The 11352-nt window shown below is 56.4% G+C and carries 11 protein-coding genes and 1 pseudogene; 8 read left to right on the forward strand and 4 right to left on the reverse strand.

Annotated elements, in window-relative coordinates; translation table 11 throughout:
* Nucleotides 1-24: 24 nt before the first annotated feature.
* From H4J77_RS15450 to H4J77_RS15470, 5 genes are all read left to right on the forward strand, one after another.
* Nucleotides 25-1314 carry a replication-associated recombination protein A gene (locus H4J77_RS15450; protein ID WP_259364887.1) on the forward strand — a complete coding sequence of 430 codons (1290 nt, stop codon included), beginning with the start codon at nt 25-27 and terminating at the stop codon, nt 1312-1314.
* Nucleotides 1307-1678, forward strand: a complete 372-nt coding sequence (gene crcB, locus H4J77_RS15455) for a fluoride efflux transporter CrcB (RefSeq protein WP_123889791.1) — start codon at nt 1307-1309, stop codon at nt 1676-1678. The genes H4J77_RS15450 and crcB overlap by 8 nt, the downstream gene beginning before the upstream one ends.
* A 51-nt stretch (nt 1679-1729) precedes the next feature.
* Complete coding sequence (serS, locus tag H4J77_RS15460) at nt 1730-3013, forward strand: serine--tRNA ligase (RefSeq protein ID WP_182249310.1); 1284 nt, start codon at nt 1730-1732, stop codon at nt 3011-3013.
* An 85-nt stretch (nt 3014-3098) separates the two neighbouring features.
* Entirely contained in the window at nt 3099-4511 is a 1413-nt protein-coding gene (gene cysG, locus H4J77_RS15465; RefSeq protein ID WP_182249312.1) for a siroheme synthase CysG, read from the forward strand.
* A 114-nt stretch (nt 4512-4625) separates the two neighbouring features.
* On the forward strand, nt 4626-5111 hold the full coding sequence (locus H4J77_RS15470) for a thioesterase family protein (RefSeq protein ID WP_182249314.1): 486 nt from the start codon (nt 4626-4628) through the stop codon (nt 5109-5111).
* Between the two features lies 1 nt (nt 5112).
* Here the strand turns inward: H4J77_RS15470 and H4J77_RS15475 are convergent, their stop codons facing one another.
* Nucleotides 5113-5793: a VOC family protein gene (locus H4J77_RS15475; protein WP_182249316.1), complete on the reverse strand. Its 681-nt coding sequence runs from the start codon at nt 5791-5793 to the stop codon at nt 5113-5115.
* Between the two features lie 82 nt (nt 5794-5875).
* Complete coding sequence (locus tag H4J77_RS15480) at nt 5876-6475, reverse strand: TetR/AcrR family transcriptional regulator (RefSeq protein ID WP_182249318.1); 600 nt, start codon at nt 6473-6475, stop codon at nt 5876-5878.
* A gap of 101 nt (nt 6476-6576) precedes the next feature.
* Here H4J77_RS15480 and H4J77_RS15485 point away from each other — a divergent pair, with 101 nt between their 5' ends.
* Complete coding sequence (locus tag H4J77_RS15485) at nt 6577-7014, forward strand: hotdog fold domain-containing protein (RefSeq protein WP_123889797.1); 438 nt, start codon at nt 6577-6579, stop codon at nt 7012-7014.
* 20 nt (nt 7015-7034) lie between these two features.
* Here H4J77_RS15485 and H4J77_RS15490 read toward each other — a convergent pair whose 3' ends face one another.
* Together H4J77_RS15490 and H4J77_RS15495 are read right to left on the reverse strand one after the other, a co-directional pair.
* Nucleotides 7035-8843, reverse strand: a complete 1809-nt coding sequence (locus tag H4J77_RS15490) for an arylsulfatase (protein WP_182249320.1) — start codon at nt 8841-8843, stop codon at nt 7035-7037.
* 152 nt (nt 8844-8995) lie between these two features.
* Nucleotides 8996-9790 carry an SDR family NAD(P)-dependent oxidoreductase gene (locus H4J77_RS15495; RefSeq protein WP_182249322.1) on the reverse strand — a complete coding sequence of 265 codons (795 nt, stop codon included), beginning with the start codon at nt 9788-9790 and terminating at the stop codon, nt 8996-8998.
* A gap of 260 nt (nt 9791-10050) precedes the next feature.
* Here H4J77_RS15495 and H4J77_RS15500 point away from each other — a divergent pair, with 260 nt between their 5' ends.
* Nucleotides 10051-10752 carry a type 1 glutamine amidotransferase gene (locus tag H4J77_RS15500; RefSeq protein WP_123889800.1) on the forward strand — a complete coding sequence of 234 codons (702 nt, stop codon included), beginning with the start codon at nt 10051-10053 and terminating at the stop codon, nt 10750-10752.
* Nucleotides 10749-11234 (forward strand): annotated as a pseudogene (locus H4J77_RS15505) (lipocalin family protein); the annotation flags it as partial. The gene H4J77_RS15500 and the pseudogene H4J77_RS15505, both read left to right, overlap by 4 nt.
* Nucleotides 11235-11352: the final 118 nt, after the last annotated feature.

Here is an 11352-nt window from a genome sequence, read left to right on the forward strand (position 1 = left end):
CCACAGCAACCCCTGGCTGCGCGCATGCGGCCCAAGAATCTGGATGAATACTCCGGCCAGGCTCACATACTGGGCGCTGGCAGACCGTTGCGGGTGGCGTTGGAGCAGGGCGCGTTGCACTCGATGATTTTCTGGGGCCCGCCGGGCGTCGGTAAAACCACACTGGCCCGCTTGATTGCTAACCTGGCCGACGCGCATTTTGAAACTCTCTCGGCGGTGCTGGCTGGGGTTAAAGACATCCGCAACGCGGTTGACCTGGCGCGTCAGCAGTTTAGCCTTAATGGTCGCCAGACCATTTTGTTTGTCGATGAAGTCCATCGTTTTAATAAAGCGCAGCAGGATGCCTTTTTGCCCTATGTGGAAGATGGCACGCTGCTTTTTATTGGCGCTACCACGGAAAACCCCTCGTTCGAGCTGAATAATGCATTGCTCTCGCGCGCTCGGGTATATGTGCTCAAGTCACTGGATAATGAGGCGCTGGATGGCTTGCTGGATCGCGCGCTCAGCGATGTTGAGCGAGGTCTGGGGCAGCACCAGTTGAGCCTTGAGCCGCAGGCCAGGCGCATTTTGCTCGATGCTGCTGACGGCGACGCAAGGCGCCTGCTTAACCTGCTGGAAATTGCTGCTGATCTGGCAGAGGCGGGCAGCACTATCGAAGCCGAGCTGGTCAGCGATTTATTGAACGATAGTCGTCGCCGTTTCGATAAAGGCGGTGAAGCGTTTTACGATCAGATATCGGCGCTGCACAAATCGGTGCGTGGCTCTAATCCGGATGCCTCTTTGTACTGGTTTGCACGCATGATTGATGGCGGTTGCGATCCTTTGTATATCGCGCGCCGGGTGGTACGCATGGCCAGTGAAGATATTGGTAATGCCGATCCGCGTGCGCTTACGCTGGCTCTCAATGCCTGGGATGTGCAGGAACGCCTGGGTAGTCCCGAGGGTGAGTTGGCGGTAGCGCAGGCCATCAGCTATCTCGCCTGTGCGCCGAAAAGCAACGCTGTGTACAATGCCTACAATGCGGCTATGCGAGACGTGGCCAGTCAACCTTCGCACGATGTGCCATTGCATTTGCGCAATGCGCCCACCAAGTTGATGAAGGAGCTGGGCTATAGCGAAGGTTATCGCTATGCGCACACTGAACCTGAAGCCTATGCAGCGGGTGAAGATTACTTCCCTGAGGCGCTGGAACCGCGAGCATACTATCAGCCGGTACCGCGCGGCCTGGAATTAAAAATCGGCCAGAAAATGAAGCACTTGCAGCAGCTTGATGAGGCGAGTGTTAAGAAGCGAAGGAAGCCGGTGGATGATTAAAGTAATGTTGGCGGTAGCCTTTGGCGGCGCGCTGGGTGCGTTGAGTCGCTTTGGCGTGGCGCAGTGGTCCATGCAACATTGGCCCAAAGCCTTTCCGCTACCTACGTTGATCGTAAACCTGCTGGGTTGCCTGTTGATCGGTATGCTGTACGGGCTGTGGTTGCAGCGTCCGGAATTATCTCCGCTGCTACGACAAACCCTCATGGTCGGTTTTTTGGGTGCTTTTACCACCTTTTCAACCTTCTCGCTGGACACCCTGAGGCTGTTGGAAAACGGCGAAGGGCTGCTGGCTATAACCTATATTTTGCTCAGCGTGTGCATTGGTCTGCTTGCCACCTGGGCCGGTCTGTCGCTGACGCGCTGAGCGTGCAGCACAGACTGCTAACTAACTGACTACTGTTGAAGATGATTATTCATGCTTGATTCAAAACTGGTTCGTACCCAATCCGAGCAGGTTGCCGAACGTCTGGCAACCCGTGGCTATACCCTTGATCTGCAGCAGCTGGAGGCTCTGGAGTCGCGTCGCAAAGAAGTACAGACGCGCACTGAGACCCTGCAGGCTGAACGCAACAGTCGCTCCAAGTCGATTGGCCAGGCCAAGGCACGTGGCGAAGATATTCAGCCACTACTGGCCGATGTTGACCGTATGGGCACTGAGCTGAGTGAAGCTAAGCAGCAACTCGACAGTATTCAGGTTGAACTCGATGCGCTGATGATGGGCATACCCAATTTGCCAGCAGAAGACGTGCCGGTTGGCGCAAGTGAAGATGACAATGTTGAGGTCCGCCGTTGGGGCACCCCGCGCGAGTTCGACTTTGACGTGCAGGATCACGTTGCTCTGGGCGAGCAGCACGGTTACCTCGATTTCGAGACCGCGGCGAAACTCTCAGGCGCGCGTTTTGCCATTATGCGTGGGCCGATCGCCCGGCTGCACCGTGCGCTGGCGCAGTTCATGCTCGACTTGCACATCAACGAGCACGGCTATGAAGAGGTGTATACACCGTATCTGGTCCATGCTGATGCGCTGCAGGGTACGGGTCAGTTGCCCAAGTTCGAAGAGGACTTGTTCAAGATCGTGCGTGATGGAGACCAGCGCGACCTTTACCTGATACCGACTGCCGAGGTATCGCTGACCAATATCATCAGCCAGAGCATCATTGCGGCGGATCAACTGCCCATCAAATTTACCGCACACACTCCTTGTTTCCGCAGCGAAGCAGGCGCTGCGGGACGTGATACCCGCGGCATGATTCGTCAGCATCAGTTCGACAAGGTTGAGATGGTTCAGGTGGTTCGCCCCGACGATTCCGATGCCGCCCTGGAGGCCTTGACTGGTCACGCCGAGGACGTGCTTCAGCGGCTGGAACTGCCTTATCGAACGTTGGCGCTCTGCACCGGTGATATGGGCTTTAGTGCGGTTAAAACCTACGACCTGGAGGTCTGGGTGCCGAGCCAGGGCAAGTACCGCGAAATATCGTCCTGCTCCAACTGTGGGGACTTCCAGGCGCGTCGCATGCAGGCGCGCTGGCGTAACCCGGAAACCGGCAAACCCGAGCTGGTACATACGCTCAATGGCTCAGGCCTGGCTGTCGGCCGTACGCTGGTCGCTATCCTGGAGAACTACCAGCAGGCGGACGGCAGTATTGATATTCCGGTCGCGCTGCGCGGCTACATGGGCGGTATCGAGCGCATCGCCTGATAGTACTTTCTGTCCGGGCGCTGCTCAGATGCGCCCGGTTATCAGCTGCGTAACTGCGCTTGCTTTCTGCCTATGAGGTTGCTGTATGGAATATTTGCCCCTGTTTCACAACCTGCGTGAACGTCAGGTGCTGGTTGTTGGCGGCGGTGAAATAGCGCTGCGCAAGTCACGCCTGCTGTCAGAAGCCGGCGCGCGGCTAAAGCTGGTGGCACCAGAGATAGAGTCAGAGTTGCAAGCGCTGGTGGAGCAGGGCGGCGGCAGCTGCGAGTTGCGCGGCTACCATGCTGATGACGTGAATGAGGCTGTACTGGTCATTGCTGCGACCGATGACGAGGCGCTTAACGCCCAGGTTTCAGCCGATGCCCAGGCGCGCAATATTCCGATCAATGCGGTGGATGCTCCTCACCTCTGTACGGTTATTTTTCCGGCTATTGTCGATCGCTCCCCCTTGGTAATCGCTATCTCCAGCGGTAGCCACGCCCCTGTGCTGGCCCGGTTAACGCGGGCGCGCATTGAAACCCTGTTTCCCAGTGCCTATGGTCGGCTGGCACAGTTGGCCCAACGCTTTCGTCAACAGGTTAAAAGTACCTTCCCGTCGATCAATCAACGCCGGGTGTTCTGGGAGAATATCTTTCAGGGTGACGTCGCGGAAAGCGTGTTCTCGGGGCGCGACGAAGAAGCCGCTCAGCTATTGCAGCAGCGGCTGGCTGACCAAAGCGGCAAGCGTTATCAGGGTGAGGTTTACCTGGTTGGCGCAGGCCCTGGTGATCCAGACCTGCTGACCTTTCGTGCTCTGCGCCTGATGCAGCAGGCTGACGTGGTGTTGCACGACCGTTTGGTGGCGCCAGCGATTATCGACCTGTGCCGCCGCGATGCGGATCGTATCTATGTCGGCAAGGCGCGAGCGAATCATGCCGTGCCGCAGGAAGAAATCAACAAGCTACTGGTGCGTCTGGCCAAGGAAGGTAAGCGCGTGCTGCGCTTGAAGGGCGGTGACCCCTTTATTTTTGGTCGTGGTGGTGAAGAAATTGAAGAGCTGGCGGCCCACGGCATACCCTTTCAGGTGGTACCCGGTATCACGGCTGCCAACGGCTGTTCAGCGTACGCCGGTATCCCGCTAACCCACCGGGACTATGCGCAGTCGGTACGCTTTGTTACCGGGCATTTGAAAGACGGCTCAAGCAATCTGGCCTGGGCAGACCTGGTTACCCCAGGGCAGACGCTGGTGTTCTACATGGGGTTGGTTGGCTTGCCGGACATCTGCAAAGGCCTGATAGAACACGGCCGTGCCGCGACAACGCCGGTGGCCCTGGTCCAACAAGGCACAACCAGTAATCAGAAGGTGCTGATAGGAACGCTGGCAAGCATGCCTGAGCTGGTCGCCAGTACGCCAATCAAGCCGCCGACCCTGGTTATCGTCGGTGAAGTAGTTAACCTGCATGACAAGCTAAAGTGGTTTGCGCCGGAGGCCGAGGTGGTGGCACAGGGCGTACTCTGAGCGGGATAGGGCTAAACGGCCAAATCCCGGACGCGGTGCAAACCAGGCTGGTACTGAAAGCACAAATCAGGCAACGTTTGTCGTCTGTGTAAACGCTGACGAGATAAAAATAATATGGCTTCAATTGCGCCTGAGACCACATCTACCGAACTGCCTGCAGAGCTGACACAGGCGGTAGAAGGTTTTTTTAACCGGATCCCTTTCAATCGTTTGCTGGGTATCGAGATCGATACGCTGCGCAGCGACTGCGTCGCCATGAGCCTGGCGATGCGACCTGAACTGATTGGTAACTTTACCCAGGGCATATTGCACGGCGGCGCCATCTCGTCGTTACTTGACGTCTGCGGCGGCGCCATGGCGTTGATCGGTGCATTCGAGAGACATGCGCACCTCAGCGTGCAGGAGCGCATGATCCGTCTGGCCAAGCTGGGGACTATCGATCTGCGGGTGGATTATCTGCGCCCGGGACGTGGTGAGCACTTTGTTTGTACTTCAGTGCTGCTGCGTTCTGGCAACAAGGTGGGAGTGGTGCGCTCAGAGCTGCATGCCAACGACGGCACCCTGATTGCCGTCGGTACCGGTACCTATTTCTGCGGTTGATTCAAACCGCTTTGCCGGTTACCGATGCGCGCTCGGATAGTTCGATCCAGGTGCCGTCGGGATCGCGAATAAAGGCGATGCGTGCAGTGCTGCCCAAGGTTACCGGCTCGCGGCCCGAGGTGGCTCCGGCCGCCAGGGCATTGGCGTAGGTCGCGTCGCAATCAAATACCTGCAGGGTGATGTAACGCAGCCCGATGGCCGCCAACGGCGCTTCAAGGTCAGCGCTTGTGGCGCCTGCCTTGAGCAGCAGCCGAGTATCGCCGCAGGCTAGCAGCCCCGGCTGCTCTGTTTGTAGGCCCAGCACCTGAGAATAGAACTGCTCGCTGCGGGCGACATCCTGCACCTTCAGCTGCACCGCTAGACCACGGATGCCACGATAGCCGGGCGGCACCAGGCGAACCTGGTTGCCATCGGGATCATTTAGCAGTTGCGGTGCTGTAACCTTGGTACTCGCTATCAACAGCTCGTCGATCGGGCTTTGCAATGCTGTGGGCAATGGGTCGCGGGTATCATTCAGTTTGAGCACCGCGCCGTCGGCGTTGTGGCGATGTTGCAGTACGCCACCACCCAGCTTGAGGCTGTGATCGAAAGCGAGCCCCACCCGTTGCTGCCAGAACTGCAGCTGCGCCTCTGACTGGTTGCTGAATACGCCGACGTCGTAAAAGGGTTTGGCCAGTTGCATGTGAGGCTCCGCTAGCAGGAAAACCACACCTTAACCGGTGAGGCACTCCGCTGACAGTGCCAGCCGAACGCGGAATGATGGGTTATTGCGGTGACTGATCAGGTGTTGCGCGAACCGCAATCCAGGCCGTTTCGGCGAGCAACTCGCGGTAATCCGCCAGGTGTTTGTTGAGGCGCCCAGCCAGCCAGTTCCGGGCCATGTCATGCGCGGGGCCGACGATAATGGAGGCGAAGCATTCAGGCGGCAGGTCGCGAAAACAGCCCTCATCGATGAATGTGTTAAGACGCGCCTGCAGGTGGACGTAATGCTCGCGATTACTGTTTTTTAACTGCTCACCCATTTCACCCGCCTCGATGCGCCCTCGGCTGTGCAGGATGAAACGCGCCCAGTCAGGGTTTTCGACGACCCAGTCAATGTAACTGGTGACCAGAGCGCCGATGCACGCCGCTGCGTCTGCGGCGGCCACGAGGTTGCCATCCAAGCGTTCGGCATAACGGCGTAGCCCCTCGAGATAGAGGGATGCCAGAATCCGTTCCTTGTTGCCAAAGTGGTGGTACAGGCTGCCGATACTGGCACCTGATCGCTCGCGGATCATTTCGATGGTCGTGGCGTCGGCTCCCACGTCGGTGATACAGGCGAGGGCGGCGGTAAGAATGCTGTCTTTACGGCTTTGTTTGGTCATGCTGGCTCGAATTAGAATAATGTTCTAGAAAATAATTCTAGTCTGGATATACTAACGGGGTGATCACAGTTACAGCAAATCAGTTTAACGAGGAATCACCTATGAGTCAGATGTTGCAGATGTACACGCAGGCAGGTCCCGAGCAGTTCAGTAAGTTGATTGGTCAGACTGCACCATATTTCGCCAGTATCGCACCGCGCTTTATCGAATTACGTCCAGGTTACGCTGAAGTGACCTTTGCCAAGCGCCGAGAGGTGTTGAACCACTTGGGCACAGTGCATGCTATTGCGTTGTGCAATGCGGCTGAGTTAGCGGCTGGCACCATGACCGATGTTTCCATTGCTGAGGGTTGCCGCTGGATTCCCAAGGGCATGACCGTCGAATATCTGGCTAAGGCCGAAGATGATGTGGTGGCCATTGCTGACGGCAGTGAAATTGATTGGCAGAATACCGGCGACATTGTTGTGCCGGTCACTGCCTATGTTGGCGAGAAGGCGGTATTTCGAGCCGCGATAACCATGTACGTCAGTCGCTCTTGAGCCGGGGGTTACCAGAGTGTTCAGCTCTGGTAACGTCTTACCCATACTCGCACCAACAGACCTAAAATGACCAGAATGATCAGAGCGATGGCTAACATTGCACTGCGGTACTGGGCGATAAAGTTATACCGACCATTGGCCTTCAGCTGCTCCCACGCCTGGTAGTCATCGGGTACCTCAATCACGTTGTAGCGTGCGACGTAATCCTCATAGGCGGCATACAGCTGAGCTGTTTTCTCTGGCATCTGCGGCGCCAGATTATGACGTTCGAGCGGGTCGTTCAGAGTATTGAAAAGCTGCATGCCCTGGCGCGCCGGCACCGCCCCCGTTTTTGACGTGACCAGCTTGAAATCGCCCTGCCAGACGGCAATGCCGCCGGCCAGTTCGTACACGGTAGTGTGATCCGGATCGTGAATTTGCTCACTCTCACCATGCAATAAAGGCAACATGCTGGTGCCCATAATCTCATACACCTTGCGGCCGCGATATTCGCCAGCAGGTGCTGCCACGCCGGCTGCGTCGAGCAGAGTAGGGGTGATATCGGTCACGTAGCCAAAGCTATTGCTGCGCGAGCCTGGCTTGATGTGACCAGGCTGGCTGATGATGAAGGGGACACGCATACCGCCGCTGAAAGGCGAGCCCTTGTAGGAGTAGAAGGGCGTATTGGATGCGTAAGCCCAGCCTGGGCCGTATTCGCTAAAGCTGCCTTTTGCGCCGAGCACGTCTTTCTCGGTGTTGAAGTTCAGACGATAGAATAGCGGTGCAACGTCACGGAGTGCGGTGGACTCGCCGCCGTTATCACTCATGAAGACAATCAGCGTGTTGTCGTACTGACCGCTGTCCTTGAGATATTGAATGACCTTGCCGATGCTTTGATCCATGGCCTCGGCCATGCCAGCGAACACCGCCATCTGTCGCGAACGGTAGGCTTTCTCTTCAGCGCTAAGCGCATCCCAGTCGATATAGGCAGTAGTGTAAAAAGTGCCCCAGTCATCCGTTACCGCCTGTTCTGCGCTATACGGCAGCAACCCTGTTTTTAGTTGTCGCGCATAGCGCTGCGCGCGGATCGCATCCCAGCCTGCATCATATTGGTCGTTATAGTGCGCTATGTACTCCTCGGGAACCTGATGTGGCGCATGCACTGCCTGGAAGGCGAGATAGCCAAAGAACGGCTTGCCCTCGCGCTGGCCCTGATCGATATAGCTAATGAGTTTGTCGGCGTAGGTAAACGACGAGTAGAAATCGTCGGGTAGCGATACCTGCTCGCCGTCTTCAATCCAGGTTGCGCTGCCGCCAGGCAGGTAGTGCTTCTCTTCCCAGTTGTCAGCACCGCTTTCCATCAGCGCAAAGGAATGCTTGAAACCACGTGCAATAGGTTGGCTTTCCGGGCGCATGCCAAGGTGCCATTTGCCCGCCATATAAGTGTTGTAGCCGGCGTCCTGCAGCAGCGTAGGAAGGGTGACGACGCTATCGTTCAGCCAGGTCTCATAGCCCGGTTGGCCTTTCTGATTGTCGGCCATTATTTCCTTCATGTTACCCATACCAACAAGGTGGTTGGTAACGCCCGTCATGAGCATTCCACGGGTAGGAGAGCAAGTGGCCGATACATGAAAGTTGGTAAACTGCATGCCGGCAGCGGCCAGGGTATCTATGTTGGGTGTACTTATCTCGCCACCGTAAGCGCCAGGATCACTAAACCCCATATCGTCGGCAACAATCAGCAGAATATTGGGTCGAGGCTCGGCAACGGCGGGCAAGGCCATAGCGGCCAAGGCTGAGATGATCAGTGTACGGCGGAGTCTGACGAGCAGACCCGAGCGAGAGCGCATGGGCAGTCCTTGCTTTTGTCGTCTGGGCTTTTTTTGTGCAAGGAGTATAGGGGGGCTGCTGCCGTTAGAGAGCGGCAAACCCCGCCATGCCTTTGTCTTTGTAGGCCAAAAGGCAAAAAATATGACGGGGTTTTGGCGTTACGCAGTGACCGTTAGCCAATGCTGTCGACTATTCCACCTTCTACACGCAGTGCTGCGCCGGTAGTCGCTGAAGCTTGATGGGAGCAGGTGTAGACCACCATATTGGCGACTTCTTCGCTGCTGGCAATGCGTTGGATGATGGACGAAGGGCGCTTGGCGCGCACAAATTCATCACCGGCTTGCTGCAGTGAGATATTCTTTTTGTCGGCGATTGGTTTGAGCATTTCGCCCACACCAGCAGACAATGTCGGCCCTGGCAATACCGCGTTGACGGTGACGCCGGTTCCAGCCAGACGCTTGGCCAGGCCTCGAGCGATCGACAGGTTGGCTGCTTTGGTAAAGCCGTAGTGAATCATGTCAGCCGGGATATTCAGACCGGACTCGGACGAAATAAACACGACTCGCCCCCAGCCTTTTTCAACCATTGCCGGGGTATAGGCTCTGGCGACGCGCACGCCGGACAGGACGTTCACATCGAAGAACTGCTGCCATACCTCGTCTGAGGTCTCGAAGAAGTCTTGTTGACCGTAGATACCCAGATTATTAACCAGGATGTCAGCTTTTGGCTCCGCTGCCTGCAGTGTTGCCAGGCCCTCTGCTGTGCTCAGGTCAGCCGCAACGCCGCGTACGCTGGCCTCTGGTAGTGCGGTTTTGAGTTGCTTTAGCGCATTGTCGACACTGGTTTGCGTGCGGCCGTTGATGATGACGGTAGCACCGGACGCAGCCAGGCCCTGGGCGATGGCGAAGCCGATGCCGCCGGTTGAGCCTGTGACGATGGCGGTTTTGTCTGTCAGGTCTATTAGCATGACGTCTCCTCTGTAATCGATACTATGAATCGTTATTGTGGCACGCTGAGCTGTCATAAGCGCGAGCAGTCAGTATTGGTAATACATGGACCCGTGTCTTTGCATGGCGTTCACCTCGCTGTTCGTATGTCACTGCTTTAAAGTGCCGGCCTTGGATTGTCTGTTGCCTGGGAACCTTCAAGGGCAAAGTCAACTCACAGAATCAAGTTCAGCTGGCAAGCTGTCGCCGTTAACCAGTCATGATCAGGAACCAGCCGCACATGCGCGCTCATTATCTGCAACACGCGCCCTTTGAAGGGTTGGGTAAAATCGAGGATTGGCTAGAGTCGCACGACTACGTAGTTTCCTCGACGCACCTTTACCGTAATGAATCTCTGCCTGACCTGGCGGAGATCGACTTGTTGGTCGTCATGGGCGGGCCGATGAGCGTCAATGATGAAGAGCAGTTGCCCTGGTTGAGGGAGGAAAAGGCTTTTATTCGCGAGGCGTTGACCAGAGACAAGCAGATACTGGGTATCTGTCTTGGTGCTCAGCTTATTGCCAGTGCGTTGGGGCAGCGGGTATACGCGAATGCGCAGCAGGAAATAGGCTGGTTTCCGGTTCAGGGAAATACGCATTATAACGGAGCGGCATTTCATATTCCCGAGCACATCACCGTGTTGCATTGGCACGGGGAGACCTTTGACTTGCCCCATGGCGCTGTGCCGCTGGCGTCGAGTGTCGCCTGTCAGAACCAGGCATTTCAGCTGGGTCGTTCCGTAATAGGGCTGCAGTTCCACCTGGAGGCTACCCCCGCCTTGGTTGCCGGTTTTGTCGAAGCGGAAGGGCGAGCGCTGCCTGAGACAGAGTTCGTGCAGACGTCTACCGCGATTTTGAATATTGAAGATCAGGTATTGCAGGCCAGTAATAAACTGCTGACCTCGTTGCTCGAATACCTCACCAATACGGAGAAAAAGGTATGAATGTCTATCGTCAGGCTGGCCTTATATTTGGCGCAGTCACTCTGAGTGCATGCGTGCAGTTACCTGAGGGTGTAGAGCCTGTGCAGCCGTTTGAGGCTAAGCGCTATCTGGGTACATGGTACGAAGTTGCGCGCCTGGATCACTCCTTTGAGCGGGGCCTGACTGGCGTGACCGCCAACTACAGCCTGCGTGATGATGGCGGTATCAAGGTTGTAAACCGTGGTTGCGATGCGGAAAAAGGCGAGTGGTCTGAAGCTGAAGGCAAGGCCTATTTTGTGCGGGAAAAAGACGAGGGTTTCCTGAAAGTCTCTTTCTTTGGTCCTTTCTACGGCACTTACGCGGTCTTCGGTCTCGACAATGAGGATTACGAGTACTCCTTTGTAGCGGGTCCGGATACTGACTATTTGTGGCTCCTCTCGCGTGAGCCGGAGGTTGCTGACTCGGTTAAGAGCGACTTTTTGCAACAAGCCTCGGAGGGGTTCTACCCCGTTACTGCGGACACTCTTGAAAAGAGGCACAATGTGCCAAAGGAGTGTTCATGTCCAAACGCAGAAAATACAGCCCTGAATTCAAGCGCGAAGCCATCGCGCTATCTCGCCA

The organism is Pseudomonas sp. 5Ae-yellow, from assembly GCF_014077575.1.
GTDB classification, from domain to species: domain Bacteria; phylum Pseudomonadota; class Gammaproteobacteria; order Pseudomonadales; family Pseudomonadaceae; genus Halopseudomonas; species Halopseudomonas neustonica.

What these genes read in the sequence shown, in the direction of transcription:
- H4J77_RS15500 (WP_123889800.1), top strand. Translation starts at nt 10,051, where the DNA reads ATGCGCGCTCATTATCTGCAACACGCGCCCTTTGAAGGGTTGGGTAAA.
- H4J77_RS15475 (WP_182249316.1), bottom strand. Translation starts at nt 5,793, where the DNA reads ATGCAACTGGCCAAACCCTTTTACGACGTCGGCGTATTCAGCAACCAG.
- serS (WP_182249310.1), top strand. Translation starts at nt 1,730, where the DNA reads ATGCTTGATTCAAAACTGGTTCGTACCCAATCCGAGCAGGTTGCCGAA.
- H4J77_RS15495 (WP_182249322.1), bottom strand. Translation starts at nt 9,790, where the DNA reads ATGCTAATAGACCTGACAGACAAAACCGCCATCGTCACAGGCTCAACC.
- H4J77_RS15485 (WP_123889797.1), top strand. Translation starts at nt 6,577, where the DNA reads ATGAGTCAGATGTTGCAGATGTACACGCAGGCAGGTCCCGAGCAGTTC.
- H4J77_RS15480 (WP_182249318.1), bottom strand. Translation starts at nt 6,475, where the DNA reads ATGACCAAACAAAGCCGTAAAGACAGCATTCTTACCGCCGCCCTCGCC.
- crcB (WP_123889791.1), top strand. Translation starts at nt 1,307, where the DNA reads ATGATTAAAGTAATGTTGGCGGTAGCCTTTGGCGGCGCGCTGGGTGCG.
- H4J77_RS15450 (WP_259364887.1), top strand. Translation starts at nt 25, where the DNA reads ATGCGGCCCAAGAATCTGGATGAATACTCCGGCCAGGCTCACATACTG.
- cysG (WP_182249312.1), top strand. Translation starts at nt 3,099, where the DNA reads ATGGAATATTTGCCCCTGTTTCACAACCTGCGTGAACGTCAGGTGCTG.
- H4J77_RS15470 (WP_182249314.1), top strand. Translation starts at nt 4,626, where the DNA reads ATGGCTTCAATTGCGCCTGAGACCACATCTACCGAACTGCCTGCAGAG.
- H4J77_RS15490 (WP_182249320.1), bottom strand. Translation starts at nt 8,843, where the DNA reads ATGCGCTCTCGCTCGGGTCTGCTCGTCAGACTCCGCCGTACACTGATC.